A 17,644-nucleotide genomic window follows, 5' to 3' on the forward strand; every position below is an offset into this window, starting at 1 on the left:
TTTAAAGACGCTCAAAAATAGCCGCAATACCTTGGCCACCACCAATGCACATGGTGACCAAAGCGTACTTGCCGTTGATGCGCTGAAGTTCATACAAGGCCTTGACTGTAATCAAAGTGCCCGTTGCGCCGATGGGGTGACCCAAAGAAATGCCCGAACCGTTGGGGTTGACTTTGGCGGGGTCAAGGCCCAGCTCTTGGCTGACGGCGCAAGCTTGGGCGGCAAAGGCTTCGTTGGCTTCAATCACGTCCATGTCTTGTGTGGTGAGGCCTGCTTTTTGCAAAGCGAGGCGAGACGCCGACACAGGGCCCATGCCCATGATTTTGGGGTCGAGGCCGGTGTGGGCATAAGAGACCAAACGTGCCAATGGCTTTGCGCCGCGTGCTTGTGCCGTTTTGGCTTCCATCAACACCACAGCCGCTGCCGCATCGTTGATGCCCGATGCGTTGCCCGCCGTGACCGTGCCGTTTTCTTTGATGAAGACGGGTTTTAATTTGCTCATGTCTTCGAGCTTGCAGTCGGGGCGAAAGTGCTCGTCGGTCGCATAAGCCACATCGCCTTTTTTGCTCTTGAGCATGACCGGCACGATTTGGTCTTTGAAGTAGCCCGCTTCGGTGGCACGTTGGGCGCGGTTGTGGCTCTGTACCGCTGCTGCGTCTTGCATCTCGCGGGTGATACCAAATTTGGCGGCCACGTTTTCAGCGGTCACGCCCATGTGGATGTTTTGGAAAGGGTCGTGCAAAGCGCCCACCACCATGTCGACCATTTTGGAGTCGCCCATCCGTGCGCCCCAACGGGCGCTCAACGATGCATAAGGGCCACGGCTCATGTTTTCTGCGCCGCCACCAATCGCGATGTCGCAGTCACCCAGCAGGATGGCTTGGCTGGCGCTCACGATGGCTTGCAGACCAGAACCGCACAAACGGTTCACATTGAAAGCGGGTGTGCTTTCGGCACAACCGCCGTTGATGGCGGCGACCCGTGACAAATACATGTCCTTGGGCTCGGTATTCACCACATGGCCAAACACCACATGGCCGACATCTTTGCCTTCCACGTGCGCACGAGCCAAGGATTCGCGCACCACTTGAGCCGCCAGCTCGGTGGGGGGCACGTCTTTGAGGCTGCCGCCATAGGTACCGATGGCGGTACGCACTCCGCTGACCACAACTACTTCACGCATATCAGTCTCCAGTGATAAAAAATTAAACCCAATCAGTTTGCACCGCTTGGACTACAGGTGTCTTACGTAAGTTTCTCTCAAACATAGGGGTTTGCCGCAGACCATGTCACTGGTGCTGAAAAAAACAGCGCTTGTTCAGTGAAAGGGTGGGCAAACCCAATGTCTTGGGCATGCAACATTAGGCGCGGTGCGAGCGCCAAGATGTGGGCTGGCGCATACAAGGAGTCGCCCAACATAGGGTGTCCCACGCTTTGCATGTGCACGCGCAGCTGATGTGTGCGGCCGGTGAAGGGCTCTAACTCAATCAAGCTGGCAGTGTCGCTCGCTTGCACCATGCGCCACAAGCTGAGACTGGGCTTGCCGTCGGGATGAATGATGTGAATAGGACGGCGCTCCCAATCAAGCAGGATGTGGCCTTCAATGGCACGCCAGCCCTCTTCGTTGGTGGGTACCTGCGTTTGTGTCAGCAGCGGGTTGCCGGCCACGACGGCCATGTAGCGCTTGGACACCTGCCGTGTTTCAAACAATCGGCTGATGCGACGCTGCGCTTCAATGCCACGCGCCATCACGATGAGGCCCGAGGTGTCTTGGTCGAGGCGGTGCACCACCAGCGCATCGGTGTAGATGTCTTGCACACGCTTAGACAAGCAGTCTTGCTTCTCTGGCCCACGGCCTGGCACTGACAGCAGGCCACTGGGTTTTTCAAACACCAGCAGGTGTTCGTCTTCGTAAATCGGATGCATCAGTGAGGAGCTTCAATCGGTTTTAGGTCGCGCGCGCCTGGGGTTGCTCCAGCACCACATCGGTGGTGGGGCGCGCCACACAGGGCAGCACATAGCCTTCGGCTTTTTCTTGTGCACTCAGCCCGGGCCACTCAATGGCGTAAGTCACCTCGCCACTGACCAGGCGGCACACACAGGTGCGACAGGTGCCATTGCGGCAGGAGCTGGGCAGCTCGATGCGGGACAACTCGGCCGCTTCCAGCAAGGTCAGGTCACCTTCTACATCGAATTGCAGGCCTGAGGGGCTAATCTTGGCAGTGAAGATTTGAAAATTCGCTGGGGCAGTCATGATGAGGCGGTGACGATGAAGCAGTGACGATGAAGCAGTTAGTTCGAGGCGGCCAGAGTCGCTTGGGCTTTGTCCAACACCCGTGCAAGGTTGTCTAACAGATCGGTTTGACTGAATGAGCAGCTTTCTTCACTAAACAAAGCGCTGGATTCGAGCCGATCCACCAAGTCAAGCCACACCACTTCAAACTTTGGCGGCAGGGCTTTGAACAAAGCCTCTTGGGCGCGAGCTTTTTGAATAAACGCTCGGTCCGTCATCGCCTTGCTGCGCAAATCGGCAAGGGCAGAGCGAAGTTCGGCGAGCGCGGCAACAGGCATTACTTGGGTTTGATTTTGCCGCGCGGTGCGACATAAGTCGTGGGCGGGTTGGGGCGGTCCGAGACCGAAGTCTTGGGCGGTGACGTGTCCTTTTTAGGCTTCTTGGTCATTTTTTTGCTGTGTTGTTCGCCTTTGGCCATATCACCTTCTTGGTTGTTATCTCGACGCGAGATGGGGGAATGGTAATTCAGTCTCTTGCCACGTTCCTAAAGGCAAGTCCTGAACCTCGTAGGGACCGATGTGGGTGCGTATCAGGCGCAGCGTGGGCAGACCCACCGCAGCCGTCATGCGGCGCACTTGGCGGTTGCGGCCTTCGCGGATGGTCAGCTCTATCCATGAGGTGGGCAGGGTTTGCCGCAAGCGAATGGGCGGGTCGCGTGCCCACAGGTCAGCGGGTGCATCAACGCTACGCGCATGTGCGGGCAGGGTCATGCCGTCCTTGAGCATCACGCCGTTGCAAAGGGCTTGCAGTGCTGCCTCACCTGCCATGCCTTCAACTTGCGCGAGGTAGGTTTTCTCCATCTTGAAGCGCGGGTCGGCAATGCGGGCTTGAAGCTGGCCATCGTCAGTGAGCAGCAGCAAGCCTTCGCTGTCGGCGTCTAAGCGGCCTGCTACATACACGTCGGGCAGGGCGATGAAATCTTTCAGACCGCGCCATTTCCCCTCGGGGGTGAACTGGCTGAGCACGCCGTAGGGTTTGTTGAAACGAATCAGCATGTCATGTGAAAAGCGAACGAAGCCTAGAGCGTATCAGGCGCGTGGCAGGGCTCGGGTGCACACGGCTACCATGCCCGCATGACTGCCCATTTTGAAAGCGTGCAAAACGCCGCGATGTATACCGATGCCTTTGATGTGGCAGCCCCCGAAATTGCCATTGAGCGCGACCTGTGGCCGCGTAAGCTGGGCGTGTTTGTGCGCCATGCGCCTGTGTCTGAAGGTGCAGCGGCTGACGCCGCGCTGGACGAAAAGGGACTGATCGCGCCGGTGCGTGAATTAGGAGTTGGCCAGTTTGGCTTTGTGCCGCAATGGGTCAAGTCAGCATCTGACGCCAAACTGCGCTCCACCAAAATGGTCAATGCCCGCTCAGAAACCGTCACCACCTCCAACAACTTTCGCGATGCATGGCTGGCAGGTCAGCGCTGCATCGTGCCCATGATGGCGTTTTTTGAGGACGACTGGCGCAGCGGCAAAGCCGTGCCCACGCGCATCACCCGTGTGGACGGCAAGCCCATGGGCGTGGCGGGCATGTGGGAGCGTTGGACCAAAGACGGCACAGACATCATCAGCTTCACGCTGCTGACGGTGAATGCCAACAGCCACGCCTTGCTGCACCGCTACCAACAAAACGGCAACGAAAAACGCATGCCCGTCATCCTAGGCGAAGGCGCCTATGACGCATGGCTCCACACGCGGCCCGAGAAAGCGCGGGAGTTTATGCGGGCTTATTCGGCTAATTTGTTGACGGCGAATCCGGTGGAGAAGAAGTAAGACTTGGCGGGATACCCGAGGTGTGGTTCACAGCTTCATGAATAGAAGCAACGGCACAACTTGAGGTTTTATAGCGCTTGCCGATAACGTGCCAACATGTGGGCTTGTGACTCCACATCGATGTCTTCGTTTTTGAATTGGCGCACTTGGTCGCGCAACATTTCACCCATCGTGGGCATTTGACTTCTCTCGACACGTTGCTCGGTGTCCCAGAGTTTTGAGCGCATCAAAGCTTTGGCGCAATGAAGATAGACCGAGTCCACGCTGACGCGAATTGCTACAACAGGTGTGCGTCTTTCATCTGCGCAAAAGGCTAAATCTTCTGGGGCAGTGGACAGCACGGCACGGCCATTGATTCGCAAGGTTTCGTCAAATCCGGGCACTAAAAATAGCAGACCCAAATGCCCATTGGCCACAATGTTTTCTAAGGTGTCGAGTCGGTTGTTGCCGGGCGCGTCAGGGATCAAAAGCGTTTGTGCATCAAGAACTTTGACGAAACCAGGGTCACCCCCTCTGGGCGATGAGTCCTGCTGTCCCTGGGCGTCACCACTGGCTATCACCACAAAGGGCGACAGGCGAATGAATTGAATGGCGTGCACATCCAATGCAGGTATTTCTTTTTTCACAGCACGTTCGCTGGCGCCGCTGTAGAGCTTGCGCAGTTGAGAAAGATGGGTGATCGTCATGCGCGTCCTTTATTTCGCCCAAGTGTCTTTGAGCCCCGTGATCTTGTTGAACACCAACCGATCCCCCGCATGGTCCACGCGGTCGGTCACAAAGTAGCCGTGGCGCTCAAACTGAAAGTGCGCGCTGGCGGGCACGTGGGCCAATGATGGCTCTACATACGCGGTCACCACCTTCAGGCTGTCGGGGTTGAGGGCGGCGAGGAAGTCTTTGCCGCCCGCATCGGGTTGCGCGTCGGTGAACAAGCGGTCATACAAGCGCACTTCGGCCTGCAAGCCGTCGTGTACGCCCACCCAGGTGATGGCGGCGCTGGCCTTGACGGTGGCGCTGCCGGGGGTGCCGCTCTTGGTGTCGGGGATGACGGTCGCAAGCACCTCGGTGATGTTGCCAGCCTCGTCTTTGCTGCAGCCCGTGCACTCGATCACGTAGCCGCCTTTGAGGCGAACCTTGTTGCCGGGAAGCATTTGGCCATCCGCGCCTGGCCGGGGCGGATAAAGGCGTTTGTAGCCTTTGGGCGGCTCCTCTGAAAAGTCGTCACGCTCGATCCACACTTCTTTGCCGATTTTGAAATGGCGTGTGGGTACTTCAGCGCCTTCGTCTGCGTGAGGCAGCGCAGGTTGTGAGCAGGGCTCTAGGTGGCCCGCGCCCATCACGTCGTCCCAGTTGGTGAGCACGAGTTTGACGGGGTCCAGCACAGCCATGGCGCGGTGCGCGGTGTTTTCAAGGGTTTCGCGCAGGCAACCTTCCAGCGTGGCGTAGTCAATCCAGCTGTCGCTCTTGGTCACGCCAATGCGCTCAGCAAATAGGCGCAGGCTTTCGGGCGTGTAGCCACGGCGACGCAGGCCCACGATGGTGGGCAAGCGGGGGTCGTCCCAGCCGCTGACTTTGCCCTCATTCACCAGTTGCGCGAGTTTGCGTTTGCTGGTGATGACGTAGGTGAGGTTCAAGCGCGAGAACTCGTATTGCTTCGGACTGGGTGCAGCGAGTAAACCTGATTCGCACAGACGCGCCATCAGCCAGTCGTAGAACGGGCGTTGGTCTTCGAACTCTAGCGTGCAAATGCTGTGGGTGATGTGCTCCAGCGCGTCTTCGATGGGGTGCGCAAAGGTGTACATCGGGTAGATGCACCAGGTGTCGCCCGTGCGGTGGTGTGTGGCGCGGCGGATGCGGTAAATCGCTGGGTCGCGCAGGTTGATGTTGGGCGAGGCCATGTCGATCTTGGCACGCAGCACAGCCGCACCATCGTCCAGCTTGCCGCCCTTCATGTCTCTGAAACGAGCCAGATTCTCTGCCACGGTGCGGCTGCGAAAAGGGCTGTCCACGCCGGGTTTGCCAAAGTCGCCTCGGTTGGCGCGCATGTCCTCTGGCGTTTGTTCGTCTACATAGGCGTGACCGGCTTCAATCAAAGCTTCGGCGGCGCGGTACATGAAGTCGAAGTAGTCACTGGCTTGGTAGGGGGCGGCATCTGCTGAGCCGTTCCAGTCGAAACCCAACCACTTCACCGCATCGATGATGCTGTCGACGTATTCGGTGTCTTCTTTTTCGGGGTTGGTGTCGTCAAAGCGCAGGTGGCACACGCCACCATAGTCGCGTGCCAACCCGAAGTTGATGCAAATGCTTTTGGCGTGGCCCACATGCAAGTAGCCGTTGGGCTCGGGCGGAAAGCGTGTGCGAATTTTGGCGGGGTCTGGCTCGCCTGCCGCGTGATGCGCTGCGTCCCCAGGGCTGCCTGCCCAGCGGCGGCTGGCATAGGTGCCTTGGACCAAATCGTTTTCGATGATTTGGCGCAAAAAGTTGCTGGGCTTGTGGTCTTGTTCTGTCGCGGGGGTAGCGGGTTTCGTCATGCTGTGATTTTAGGCGGGCATACCCTAGATAATTGGACGAGTTAAAGGGAGTTGTATGGATATCGTTTTGTTGCTCAAAGCCGCCGTCATGGGTGTGGTGGAGGGGTTGACCGAGTTTTTGCCTATTTCATCCACCGGCCACCTGATCTTGGCTGGCGCGTTGTTGGGGCTAGATGACGAGAAGGCCAAGGTGTTTGACATCGCCATTCAGACGGGCGCGATCTTTGCCGTGATCATTGTTTACTGGCAAAAGATTTCCAGCACCGTGGTGGCTTTGCCCACGCAAGTCGAGGCGCGTCACTTTGCTTTGAATGTGTTGATTGCCTTTGTGCCTGCCGTGGTGTTGGGCTTGTTGTTTGGCAAGTTCATCAAAGCGCACTTGTTCACGCCCACGGTGGTGGCCAGCACTTTCATCATCGGTGGCTTCATCATTTTGTGGGCCGAAGGCTGGGGCCGTGCCAAGCCTGAGGGCCACGAAGAGGCTGCTGTTGTGCCTGCGCGCATTGAATCGGTGGAGGCCATGTCGCCTATCGACGCGTTGAAGGTGGGTTTGGTGCAATGCCTCGCCATGATTCCTGGCACCAGCCGCAGCGGTGCCACCATCATTGGTGGCATGTTGCTGGGCTTGTCGCGCAAAGCGGCCACCGACTTTTCGTTTTACTTGGCCATCCCTACGCTCATTGGCGCAGGGGCTTACAGCCTCTACAAAGAGCGCGAGCTGCTCAGCTTGGCTGATGCGCCCGTGTTTGCCGTGGGTTTGGTGTTTTCGTTTATCAGCGCGTGGGTTTGTGTGCGTTGGTTGCTGCGCTACATCGCCACGCACAGCTTTGTGCCGTTTGCTTGGTACCGCATTGTGTTTGGCGTGGTGGTGTTGGTCACGGCTTGGACTGGCACGGTGACGTGGGCTGCTTAGCGTTTTTAGCCCATCAAATTCAGCAGCGCGGTTTCGACAGCCGCTGCCGCCACCAAGGGATGCTCCATCGGAAACAGATGCGTGCCATCTATCTTCATCACGCGGCCCTGCGTCACACGGCGGCTGAAATCTAAGCCGACTTGTTTGAGTTCACGCGATTGCAAACCACCTATCAGGGCGGCTTTGCATGTGAGCGGGTGGCGTTTGAAGTAGGTTTCCAAGTGGTCAGGCAGACCGTTGTAAATGGCGCTTTCCACGTCGCGGTCAAAGCTCAACACACGGCGTGTGCCCTGCTCGGTTGGTTCGTCGTGTGTGCCATGTTGCACGTAGTCTTGCAGCACTTGTGGATGCCATTTTGCGAACAGTTTTTTGCTTTGGAAGTGCGCCAGCACCTCAGCTTCGTTGGCCCAAGTGGTGCGGCGTTTGCGACTGATGGCGGCGGGCGAAAAGGCTTGTGCCCCCGGCACGCGCTTGCCAACCTGCAGCAGTCTCGCTTTCCAGCCGCCTAGCATGGGCGCATCCAACAGCACCACGCCACTCACCAGCTCGGGGTGCTTGGCTGCCACCATCATGCTGAGGATGCCGCCCAAGGAATGGCCTACCAAAAACACGGGGCCGTTTTGCGCCGCCAAAGGCGCTGCAAAGTCGCTCAGTTGCTGCACCAAGTGTGGCCAGTTGTCGGTCACGGGGTAGCGCGGGTCATGGCCAAATTTGTCGACGGCCTCTACACGAAAGCCGCGCGCACGAACGGCGTCCAACATGACGCGGTAGGTGCAAGCGGGAAAGCTGTTGCCGTGCGAAAAAACAAGGAGCGGTTGAGTCATGTTGATCGGATGAGTTTGTTGTCAACGCAATAGGTCATAAAAGTTTTTTCAATTGATACAGCGCGTCCAAGGCATCGCGAGGACTGAGTTTGTCGGGGTCGATTTCGGCCAGCTTGGCTTGTAGCGGGCTCGGGCCCGTGTCGTCTTGCAGGGGCGGCGGCGCGAACAGATCGACTTGCGCCTTGGATGCGTCAGCGCCTGCTTCAAGCGAGGCCAAGGCATGGCGGGCGTGACTGAGGACCGCACCAGGCATGCCAGCCAAGCGGGCCACTTGAATCCCGTAGCTGCGGCTCGCAGGGCCGGGTTGAATTTCGTGCAAGAACACAATGCTCGCGCCCGATTCGGCCGCACTCACATGCACATTCACCGCCGCGCGATGCTTGGCGGGGAAGTCGGTGAGTTCAAAGTAGTGCGTGGCAAACAAGGTGAAGGCTTGGGTCTTGTCGTGTAAGTGCGTGGCAATGCCGCTGGCCAAGGCCAAGCCGTCGAAGGTGGAGGTGCCGCGCCCAATCTCGTCCATCAACACCAAGCTGTGCGGCGTGGCGGCGTGCAAGATTTGCGCGGCCTCGGTCATCTCCAGCATGAAGGTGGATTGGGCGTTGGCCAAATCGTCGGCCGCGCCAATGCGGGTGTGGATGGCGTCAATCGGACCCAATCGACACGCGGTGGCGGGTACATGGCTGCCCACGCTGGCCAGCAGCACGATGAGGGCCACTTGACGCATGTAGGTGGATTTACCGCCCATGTTGGGGCCCGTGATGACTAGCATGCGGTGCAGGTGGCCCAGCCGCGTGTCGTTGGCAATGAAGGTTTTGGCTGCGCCGCTCGCCACCACGCCATGCGTTTCGGCCAAGCGAGCTTGCACCACGGGGTGGCGACCTTGCGTGATTTCAATGCATGGTGTTTTGACAAACTCAGGTGCGCACCAGCCCAGGGTGAGCGAACGCTCAGCCAAGGCGCACAAGGCGTCGAGCTGGGCCACGGCTTGCGCCAAGCGGGTGAGGGCAGGCACGAATGGCTGCAAGGTGTCTAGCAGTTGTTCAAACAAAAACTTCTCACGTGCCAAGGCGCGCTCTTGCGCGCTGAGGGCTTTGTCTTCAAAGGTTTTCAGCTCGGGCGTGATGAAACGCTCGGCATTTTTTAAAGTTTGGCGGCGCGTGTAGTCGGCGGGTACTTTGTCAATCTGGCCTTGCGTGACCTCGATGTAGAAGCCATGCACCTTGTTGAACTGCACGCGCAAATTGGCAATGCCCGTGCGTGCGCGTTCGCGGGCTTCGAGTTCAAGCAAGAAGCCGTCGCAGTTGTTTTGGATGGCGCGTAGCTCGTCGAGGTCGGCGTCGTAGGCGTCGCCGATGACGCCCCCATCACGCACCAAGGCGGCGGGCTCGGGCAGCAAAGCACGCTCAAGCAATGCACCGCATTCGGGCGGCACGCACATATGTTGGGCGATCTGCACCAGCAAAGAGGGAGACAGAGCACTCTGCTGCGTGTCCCCCGCTGGCTTCGCCAGCTCCTCCTTTTCCTCCGCAGAGCGCTCTGTCTCTCTCTTTGCTGATGCCGAGAAGATGGGGATGAGCGGCTGAATACGCATCGCCTTTTGCAGCGCTTGGCCGAGCGACACCAATTCACGCGGACGCACTTGGCGCAGCGACACGCGGGCGCTGATGCGTTGCACATCGCCCGCGCCTTTGAGGGCGTCGCGCAGCAGCTTGTAGCTTTGCGTGCGGTTGTCCTGCAGCGCTTCAATGGCGGCCAAGCGCTGCAAGGCTGGGGTGCGGTCGCGCTCAGGCGAGAGCAGCCAGTTTTTGAGTTGTCGGCTGCCCATGCCCGTCATGCAGGTGTCGAGCAACGAGAACAAGGTGGGCGAGTCTTCGCCGCGCAGGGTTTGGGTCAGCTCTAGATTGCGACGGGTGGTGAGCGGCAGGTCCATCAGCGCATCACTGCGTGCCACGTACAAGCCATGCACATGGCTCAGTGCGCGGCCTTGGGTGTGCTCGGCGTAGGACAGGAGTGCAGAGGCCGCAGCGTGCGCTTGCACCACGTCTTGTGCGTTCCACGCATGGAGTGACGCAGCTTGCAAATGCGCCAGCAGTTTGCGGCCACCCAAAGCGGCATCAAACTGAAATGCAGGGCGCACTTGGACGGGAAGCCCGAGGTGGCTGCAAAAGCTTTTGAGCTGTTGCTCAAATGCAGGACTGACTTCGGCGCTGTAGATGATTTCGCTAGGCGCCACGCGGGCCATCCAGTTGGGCAGATCGGCTGTGTCGCATTCGGCCAGATGCACCAAGCCTTGCGTGACGCTGAGCCAGGCCAAGCCACAGGTAGCGCGGTCGCTTTGGTGAATGGCCAGCACATAGGCCTCGGTTTTGTCACTCAAGAGCGCACTGTCGGTCAGCGTGCCAGGCGTGACCACGCGCACCACTTTGCGCTCGACCGGACCTTTGCTGGCGCCCACATCGCCCACTTGCTCGCAAATTGCCACCGATTCGCCCAGCTTGATGAGGCGGGATAGGTAGGTTTCGAGTGAGTGAAAGGGCACACCTGCCATCACCACAGGCTCGCCGTTGGACTGGCCGCGCTGGGTGAGCGTGATGTCGAGCAGGCGCGAGACCTTTTCGGCATCGGCAAAGAACAACTCGTAAAAGTCGCCCATGCGGTAGAACAACAGCGTCTCGGGGTGTTCGGCTTTGAGCCCCAAGTACTGCTGCATCATGGGGGTGTGCCCAGACAAATCACGCATCTCTGTGCCTGCCAGATTGTGTTGAATGTTTTACAGCGGCGCGTCTGGCGCTTGGCGGGAGAGGCTCAGGGTTTTGGCTGCTGTGCTGGCAACACGCTTGTCCTCAGCGCTGGCAAATTTGGAATATTTTTGCGTGATCGGCACCAACTGCGCATAAATGCGGGGAGGTGCAGCCAAGCATTCTTCGTGCTCAAGAAAAGGGCCCTCGCCTGTCAAGTTACTCACCAAGCCACCGGCTTCGGTGATCAGCAAGGCACCTGCGGCCATGTCCCAAGGCTTCAAGCCCAGCTCAAAGAAACCATCGCTGAAGCCTGCTGCCACGTAAGCCAAGTCAAGCGCGGCTGCGCCTGGGCGGCGCAGCCCGGCAGTGCGCTGCATGATATCGCCCATCAGACTGAGGTATTTGTTGAAGTCATCCCCAGGACGAAACGGAAAGCCTGTGGCCAGCAAACATTCTTCTAGTCGGGTGCGCTTGCTCACGCGCAGTCGGCGGTCGTTCATGTAGGCGCCACGGCCTTTGGTGGCGGTGAACAAGTCGTTGCGCACAGGGTCGTAAATCACGGCTTGCTCTAAGCGGCCTTGCACTTGGCAGGCAATGCTCACGCAATAAAAAGGAAAGCCATGAATGAAGTTGGTCGTGCCATCGAGCGGGTCGATGATCCAGATGTGGTCAGCGCCTGCATTGCCGTGCGTGGTGCCAGACTCTTCGGCCAAGATGCCGTGGTCGGGGTAGGCGGTGAGCAGGGTTTCGATGATGATGCGTTCGCTGTTTTGGTCTACTTCGGTCACAAAGTCGTTCACTTGCTTCTGTGAAATACGCACCGCTTCCACGTCGAGCGCGGCGCGGTTGATGATGGCGCCGGCGGCACGTGCGGCCTTGACGGCCACGTTGAGCATGGGGTGGATAGAAGAAGAGGACAACATAGATTGTATGAAGAGCTGGCCTTGAGGGCCGAAAAGAAACGCCCGGCGATGCGGGCGGCGACAATAGTCTAGATTTTACGCGCTAAGACCGACACAACACCCATGAAAACCCGCTTCATTCTTATCAACACCAGCCACGCCGGCAATGTGGGATCAACAGCCCGGGCCATGAAGGTGATGGGGTTCACGGATTTGGTGTTGGTGGCGCCTCGCTGGGACAACGTGTTGCGTCGCGAAGAGACCATTCAGCGCGCCAGCGGTGCGCTCGACGTGCTGGCCAACGCGCGCGTGGTGGCCTCCTTGGATGAGGCCGTTGACGGTCTGCACCATCTATGCGCCACCGCCATGACGCCGCGCGACTTTGGTCCGCCCACCCAAGCGCCGCGACCGCACTTTGCCGCCTTGGCTGCTGCGCACGGCCAAAACGCTGACTTTGGCGTGGGTTTTTTATTTGGCTCTGAACGCTTTGGCATGCGCAACGAGGACGTGTACCGCTGCCACACCTGTCTGAATATTCCGACGGACCCGCATTTTGGGTCGCTCAACCTAGGCGCTGCGGTGCAGGTGTTGGCATATGACTGGCGTCAAGCCCTGGGGGGGGTTGCCAGCTTGGCGCACAACACTGGGATGGCGTCGGTGTTGCCGCCATCACCATCACCGTTGGCCGATGCCCAACAAATCGCGGGCTTACTTGACCACTGGCAGCAGTCGCTGATCCGCATCGGGTTTTTAGACCCCGAAGCGCCTAAAAAGCTGATGCCTCGCCTGAACCAGTTGTTCAACCGCGCACAGCTGACGCAAGAAGAAATTCATATCTTGCGGGGCATTGCCAAGGCCATGTCGCAATCAACCAACACGGGTGCTGACGGGCAAGGATAATGACGCCATGATGTTTTCACGCCTTCATTCTGACCTTCAATGCATTTTGGACCGCGACCCTGCTGCGCGAAGCCGCTGGGAAGTGCTGACCTGCTATCCCGGCTTGCATGCGGTGCTGCTGCACCGGCTGGCTCACGGCAGTTGGAATCTTGGTTTCAAGTGGGTGGGCCGTTTCATTTCACACCTGTCGCGCTGGTTGACCGGCATCGAAATTCATCCTGCCGCCAAGATTGGCGATCGCGTTTTTTTTGATCATGCGATGGGTGTGGTGGTGGGCGAGACCGCCGAAATTGGCGATGGTTGCACGATTTATCAAGGCGTGACCTTGGGCGGTACCTCGTTGTACAAAGGCCAGAAGCGCCACCCCACACTGGGCAAAGACGTGGTCATCGGCGCTGGCGCCAAAGTGTTGGGGGGCTTCACCGTGGGTGACGGCGCCAAAGTGGGCAGCAACGCCGTGGTAACCAAACCCGTGCCAGCAGGCGCTACCGCGGTGGGCAACCCCGCACGCATTATTCAGGCGCAGACCGAAGTGGCGCGTGAAGAGGCCGCTTCTAAGATGGGCTTTTCAGCCTACGGCGTGACGCAAAACGATGATCCTGTGAGCCAAGCCATGCGGGGTTTGATTGACCACGCATCCTCACAAGAACACCAAATTGCGTTGCTTTGGAAAGCCATTGAGGAACTTTCTTCAGGCCAAGTCACACCCGATTGCGTGCCCAACGATGCCGCTCGTCGAGCGCATTTTGAGGCGGCGCGTATCAACCAATTGTTGGATTGAGCATGCGTTTTTTAAATGTCTATCCCAAACGTATCTGGGCCACTTTGAACGCCGTCGGCGATTTTGAAGGCCAGTTCACTTTTGACCTTGAACAATACGGCTTGATGATCAAAGACATGGTGTGTGAGGTGATCGTCAGCGAAGATCCAGCGATGGTGGGGCAGTGGAACATCTGGCTCAAACCATTGTTTGAGGTGGACATGCCACACTTTGACAAGTTTGTGAGCACGCTCAACCATTACGTATTTGATGTGCTTCACCACATGCCAAGCCGCAAGGCGGTGGGCAACAATTTACCCACTTTCAAGCTATTTTTTGAGGGCATTTACTTTGACATGTCAGGCCTAGAGCCTGTGGTGCAAAAAATACCCGCGGCCCGTTAAATTCGTTTGGATTTCACGGCGGTTTTAGGCCGCCAACCTTTGCAAAACGCATCGCGCGTTTCCATGTAGGGGCCACCGATCAAGTCGATGCAGTAGGGCACCGCTGCAAATATGCCGTCAACCAGTTGCTGGCCCTGTGCGTCTTTCAAGCCCCCCAAGGTTTCTTGAATGGATTTGGGTTGGCCCGGCAAATTGATGATCAGGCACGCGTCACGAATCACCGCCACTTGGCGTGACAAGATAGCGGTGGGGACAAACTTCAAACTCACTTGGCGCATTTGCTCGCCAAAGCCGGGCATTTCTTTGTGCGCCACGGCCAAGGTGGCCTCGGGCGTCACATCGCGCTTGGCGGGGCCTGTGCCACCCGTGGTCAACACCAAAGCGCAGCCTGCGTCGACCAACTCCATCAGCGTTTGGCTGATGGTGGCTTGCTCGTCAGGAATGAGGCGTTCAACATAGTCAATCGGGTTGTACAAAGCATGGCCCAACCAATCGCGCAGGGCGGGTAAGCCTTTGTCTTCATAGGTGCCGCTGGAGGCACGGTCGCTGACGGACACGATGCCGACCTTGATGGTGTCGCAACGGGCATCGGGAGTGGGCATAGGGTGATCTGTCATGTCTTGATCTTGAGCTAAGGCTTGTAGATTTCTTGGTCTTCTTCAGGCGTGTGCATCGCATCGTCTGCCAAGTTCATCTGCTCTTTGATGAGCTGAAAAATCTCGCGGTAAGAGCGACTTTGGCGCGGCAACAGACCCTTGGCAATGTCGGCCTTGGTGGTGGCGTCGTCCTTGCGGGCTTGACGCACCAAGGCACGCAACTGCTGGCTGTCGGTGCTGGGGTGGTCGTTGATCCAGTCTTGCAAGGCCGCGTCGTCATCTAGCAGTCGGTCGCGCCAGCTTTCAGCCAAGTGCAGGGCCAAGGTGTCTTTGGTGCTGCCCATGCGCTGCTCATTCAGCGCGTCTTTGACGGCTTCAAGTGACGCTTCGCTGAGTTTGCGCATGAGCTTGCCCACATACTGCATTTGTCGGCGTTTGCCTTCAAAGTTGGTGATGCGCCGGGCTTCGGCCAAGGCTTCACGCAGTTGGTCGGTGATGTGGCCTTGGGTGTTCAACCGCACCATAAGCTCGGTGCGCAAGTTGAGCAGCTCCACGCCCAAGTCTTGGCGGTCATCGCTGTCTTTTTTGCGGTCGGTGCGGCTCAAGCCGTCTGTGCCTTTGAGTTCAGCTTTGAGCTCAAGGTCGAGTTCGCTGCCTTCGGCCACAAATTGGCCGCGGACAAAGTAACCTTTTTTGGGTTTACGTGACATAAATAGGGAACTTTTAATCGGTCGCTTGCCCTTCAAAACAAAGAGCGAGCGCCATGACAAGTATCATAGCCGCCGATATGACCAAAGCCTCCAAAACCCAAGCGCCACCCCACCAACCTGCCCAAGGTTTCAGCTACAGCCGCGAACACTTTGCTTCGCTCGTGGATGCCGCGTTGCTGCACGCCAAAAAGCTGGGCGCCACTGATGCAGGGGCTGATGCCTCCGAGGGCTGCGGCTTGAGCGTGTCGGTGCGCAAAGGCGAGTTAGAAAATGTGGAGCGCAACCGCGACAAATCACTGGGGGTGACGGTGTATGTCGGCCATCGCCGTGGCAACGCCAGCACGTCGGACTTCTCGCAAGACGCCATTGAGCGCACTGTGCAAGCGGCTTTTGATATTGCCCGCTTCACCGCCGAAGACCCCGTGGCGGGCTTGCCCGACGAGAAAGACATTGCCCAGCACCACCCCGATTTGGATTTGTTTCACCCTTGGCCCATCACCAGTGCCGACGCAGCCACGATTGCCTTGCGTTGTGAGGCGGCGGCTATGCAAACCGACAAGCGCATCACCAACAGCGAAGGCGCTGCAGTGTCGGCGCAGCAAAGCCATTTTTTCAGTGCGCACACCCACGGGTTTCGGGGAGGCTATGCAAGTTCGCGTCACACCATTTCGGTGGCACCTATTGCGGGCAAGGGTGACGGGATGCAGCGCGACGCTTGGTACAGCTCCATGCGTGATGCCCATGAATTGGCATCCCCCGAGTCTGTCGGGCGTTATGCGGCCGAGCGGGCGTTGAGTCGTTTGAAGTCGCGCAAGATTGCCACGGTGCAATGTCCTGTGCTCTTTGAAGCGCCTGTGGCCGCAGGCTTGTTGGGTAGTTTTGTGCAAGCCGTGAGTGGGGGTGCTCTTTACCGAAAGAGTACGTTTTTGCTTGATTCGCTGGGTACCACCGTGTTTCCCAAGCACATTGACATTTCAGAAGACCCATTTGTCATGCGCGGCAAAGGCAGCTCGCCATTTGACGACGAAGGCGTGACCACGCGCGCTCGCCGCGTGGTGGAGGCTGGCCGTGTGGAAGGCTATTTCCTGAGCAGCTACACCGGCCGCAAACTGGGCATGCCCACCACGGGCAACTCGGGCGGCTCGCACAACTTGGCCATGACCTCACGCCTGACCCAAAGCGCAGACGACCTCGACGCGATGCTGCAAAAACTAGGGACTGGTTTGTTTGTGATCGAGTTGATGGGCCAAGGCGTGAATTACGTGACGGGTGACTATTCACGCGGTGCCAGTGGCTTTTGGGTGGAAAACGGGCGCATTGCCTATCCGGTTCAAGAGATCACCATTGCGGGCAATATGAAAGACATGTTCCAAGGCATTGAGGCCATTGGTGCGGATACTTTCACGATGGGGGCTAAGGCGATTGGCTCTGTGTTGATCAATCGCATGAAGGTGGCGGGTAGCTGATCTTCTTTGGTCGCTGCGTTTTGGTTTTGTAGTTTTGTAGTTTTGTAGTTTTGTAGTTTTGTAGTTTTGTAGTTCGCGGGAGCCGCGAATGCGGTGTTGCCTAACTGCCCTAGGCTCCTCTTCGCTGCGCTCAGAATGTCGCTACGGGCAGCTAGGCAACACCGCATTCGCTTCGGGCACTCTACAAGAGGGCTTTATCGCTGAGCTCAAAGCGGCTGGTTTGAACCTGCTTTGCTGGCCAGAAGAAGCTCGCACACAGAAATGCTGTTGACGGGGCTAGGCTCCGCAATCCGTAGCGACATTCTGAGCGCAGCGAAGAGGAGCCTAGGCTTGCGGGGCCTAGCCCCGTCAACAGTCAAAGAAGGGGAGTCATGCCCCTCAACGAAGTATCAACCCGCCAACGCCGCCTTGACAGCAGCAGACACCAGTGCCATATCCGCCTTGCCCGCCAACTGCGCCTTCACAGCACCCATCACTTTGCCCATGTCACCCGCACCCGTGGCGCCCACTTCAGCCACGATGGCTTTCACGGCGGCGGTGATTTCGTCGGCGCTCAAGCGCTGAGGCAAATACACCTCGAGCACTTTCATTTCGTTGCTTTCGATGTCAGCCAAGTCTTGTCGCTGCGCGGATACATAAGCAGTCACTGAGTCTTTGCGTTGCTTGATGAGTTTGTCGACGATGGCAATCACCATGGCGTCGTCGAGTTCCACGCGTTCGTCCACTTCTTTTTGCTTCATCGCGGCTTGCAACAAGCGGATGGTGCCAAGGCGCACGCTGTCTTTGGCGCGCATCGCGGTTTTCATGTCTTCGGTGATTTGTGCTTTGAGGCTCATGGCGT

General features: G+C 58.1%; 19 protein-coding genes. 6 read left to right on the forward strand and 13 right to left on the reverse strand.

From position 1 onward, the window contains the following. Window position 1: 1 nt before the first annotated feature. The 5 genes from bktB to V7Q41_RS10920 all read right to left on the reverse strand — a co-directional run bounded on the left by bktB (window position 2) and on the right by V7Q41_RS10920 (window position 3,288). Complete coding sequence (gene bktB / locus V7Q41_RS10900) at window positions 2–1,183, reverse strand: beta-ketothiolase BktB (RefSeq protein WP_333845869.1); 1,182 nt, start codon at window positions 1,181–1,183, stop codon at window positions 2–4. Between the two features lie 77 nt (window positions 1,184–1,260). Then, window positions 1,261–1,926 (reverse strand): RluA family pseudouridine synthase, encoded by a 666-nt coding sequence (locus V7Q41_RS10905; protein ID WP_333845870.1) that lies wholly within the window; start codon window positions 1,924–1,926, stop codon window positions 1,261–1,263. A 22-nt stretch (window positions 1,927–1,948) separates the two neighbouring features. Next, complete coding sequence (locus tag V7Q41_RS10910) at window positions 1,949–2,254, reverse strand: 2Fe-2S iron-sulfur cluster-binding protein (protein ID WP_333845872.1); 306 nt, start codon at window positions 2,252–2,254, stop codon at window positions 1,949–1,951. 38 nt (window positions 2,255–2,292) lie between these two features. Next, window positions 2,293–2,571 (reverse strand): hypothetical protein, encoded by a 279-nt coding sequence (locus V7Q41_RS10915; protein WP_442918854.1) that lies wholly within the window; start codon window positions 2,569–2,571, stop codon window positions 2,293–2,295. Window positions 2,572–2,727: 156 nt separating this feature from the next. Continuing rightward, window positions 2,728–3,288, reverse strand: a complete 561-nt coding sequence (locus V7Q41_RS10920) for a pseudouridine synthase (protein ID WP_333845874.1) — start codon at window positions 3,286–3,288, stop codon at window positions 2,728–2,730. A 78-nt stretch (window positions 3,289–3,366) separates the two neighbouring features. On the opposite strand from V7Q41_RS10920, the gene V7Q41_RS10925 reads away from it, so the two are divergent. Beyond that, complete coding sequence (locus tag V7Q41_RS10925) at window positions 3,367–4,059, forward strand: SOS response-associated peptidase (protein ID WP_333845875.1); 693 nt, start codon at window positions 3,367–3,369, stop codon at window positions 4,057–4,059. Between the two features lie 68 nt (window positions 4,060–4,127). Here the strand turns inward: V7Q41_RS10925 and V7Q41_RS10930 are convergent, their stop codons facing one another. Together V7Q41_RS10930 and V7Q41_RS10935 are read right to left on the reverse strand one after the other, a co-directional pair. Next, window positions 4,128–4,745, reverse strand: coding sequence for a pyridoxamine 5'-phosphate oxidase family protein (locus V7Q41_RS10930; protein ID WP_333845876.1), 618 nt, complete (start codon window positions 4,743–4,745; stop codon window positions 4,128–4,130). Between the two features lie 9 nt (window positions 4,746–4,754). Beyond that, window positions 4,755–6,587, reverse strand: a complete 1,833-nt coding sequence (locus V7Q41_RS10935) for a glutamine--tRNA ligase/YqeY domain fusion protein (protein ID WP_333845877.1) — start codon at window positions 6,585–6,587, stop codon at window positions 4,755–4,757. A gap of 55 nt (window positions 6,588–6,642) precedes the next feature. Between V7Q41_RS10935 and V7Q41_RS10940 the strand changes: the two genes are divergently transcribed. After that, window positions 6,643–7,500: an undecaprenyl-diphosphate phosphatase gene (locus tag V7Q41_RS10940; protein ID WP_333845878.1), complete on the forward strand. Its 858-nt coding sequence runs from the start codon at window positions 6,643–6,645 to the stop codon at window positions 7,498–7,500. Window positions 7,501–7,505: 5 nt separating this feature from the next. Here V7Q41_RS10940 and V7Q41_RS10945 read toward each other — a convergent pair whose 3' ends face one another. Genes V7Q41_RS10945 through V7Q41_RS10955 form a run of 3 tightly spaced genes read right to left on the reverse strand, consistent with a single transcriptional unit; the run spans window position 7,506 to window position 11,988 of the window. Continuing rightward, window positions 7,506–8,324: an alpha/beta fold hydrolase gene (locus tag V7Q41_RS10945; RefSeq protein WP_333845879.1), complete on the reverse strand. Its 819-nt coding sequence runs from the start codon at window positions 8,322–8,324 to the stop codon at window positions 7,506–7,508. Window positions 8,325–8,358: 34 nt separating this feature from the next. Continuing rightward, window positions 8,359–11,064 (reverse strand): DNA mismatch repair protein MutS, encoded by a 2,706-nt coding sequence (gene mutS / locus V7Q41_RS10950; protein ID WP_333845881.1) that lies wholly within the window; start codon window positions 11,062–11,064, stop codon window positions 8,359–8,361. A 30-nt stretch (window positions 11,065–11,094) separates the two neighbouring features. Then, a complete protein-coding gene (locus V7Q41_RS10955) occupies window positions 11,095–11,988 on the reverse strand; it encodes an inositol monophosphatase family protein (protein ID WP_333845882.1) in 894 nt (297 codons plus the stop codon). A 102-nt stretch (window positions 11,989–12,090) separates the two neighbouring features. On the opposite strand from V7Q41_RS10955, the gene V7Q41_RS10960 reads away from it, so the two are divergent. Genes V7Q41_RS10960 through V7Q41_RS10970 form a run of 3 tightly spaced genes read left to right on the forward strand, consistent with a single transcriptional unit; the run spans window position 12,091 to window position 14,031 of the window. Further along, window positions 12,091–12,867 (forward strand): RNA methyltransferase, encoded by a 777-nt coding sequence (locus tag V7Q41_RS10960; protein WP_333845883.1) that lies wholly within the window; start codon window positions 12,091–12,093, stop codon window positions 12,865–12,867. A 10-nt stretch (window positions 12,868–12,877) separates the two neighbouring features. Then, window positions 12,878–13,648 (forward strand): serine O-acetyltransferase, encoded by a 771-nt coding sequence (cysE, locus tag V7Q41_RS10965; protein ID WP_333845917.1) that lies wholly within the window; start codon window positions 12,878–12,880, stop codon window positions 13,646–13,648. 2 nt (window positions 13,649–13,650) lie between these two features. Further along, window positions 13,651–14,031 carry a hypothetical protein gene (locus V7Q41_RS10970; RefSeq protein ID WP_333845884.1) on the forward strand — a complete coding sequence of 127 codons (381 nt, stop codon included), beginning with the start codon at window positions 13,651–13,653 and terminating at the stop codon, window positions 14,029–14,031. Here V7Q41_RS10970 and mog read toward each other — a convergent pair. Both mog and yjgA read right to left on the reverse strand, forming a co-directional pair. Next, window positions 14,028–14,648, reverse strand: coding sequence for a molybdopterin adenylyltransferase (gene mog / locus V7Q41_RS10975; RefSeq protein WP_333845885.1), 621 nt, complete (start codon window positions 14,646–14,648; stop codon window positions 14,028–14,030). The genes V7Q41_RS10970 and mog overlap by 4 nt on opposite strands. A 14-nt stretch (window positions 14,649–14,662) precedes the next feature. Then, window positions 14,663–15,337 carry a ribosome biogenesis factor YjgA gene (yjgA, locus tag V7Q41_RS10980; RefSeq protein ID WP_333845886.1) on the reverse strand — a complete coding sequence of 225 codons (675 nt, stop codon included), beginning with the start codon at window positions 15,335–15,337 and terminating at the stop codon, window positions 14,663–14,665. 77 nt (window positions 15,338–15,414) lie between these two features. Here yjgA and pmbA point away from each other — a divergent pair, with 77 nt between their 5' ends. Next, window positions 15,415–16,803 carry a metalloprotease PmbA gene (gene pmbA / locus V7Q41_RS10985; protein WP_333845918.1) on the forward strand — a complete coding sequence of 463 codons (1,389 nt, stop codon included), beginning with the start codon at window positions 15,415–15,417 and terminating at the stop codon, window positions 16,801–16,803. A 389-nt stretch (window positions 16,804–17,192) separates the two neighbouring features. Here pmbA and V7Q41_RS10990 read toward each other — a convergent pair whose 3' ends face one another. Then, window positions 17,193–17,639 carry a GatB/YqeY domain-containing protein gene (locus V7Q41_RS10990; RefSeq protein ID WP_333845887.1) on the reverse strand — a complete coding sequence of 149 codons (447 nt, stop codon included), beginning with the start codon at window positions 17,637–17,639 and terminating at the stop codon, window positions 17,193–17,195. Window positions 17,640–17,644 lie beyond the last annotated feature (5 nt).

Source organism: Limnohabitans sp. (genome assembly GCF_036804465.1).
GTDB lineage: Bacteria > Pseudomonadota > Gammaproteobacteria > Burkholderiales > Burkholderiaceae_C > Limnohabitans.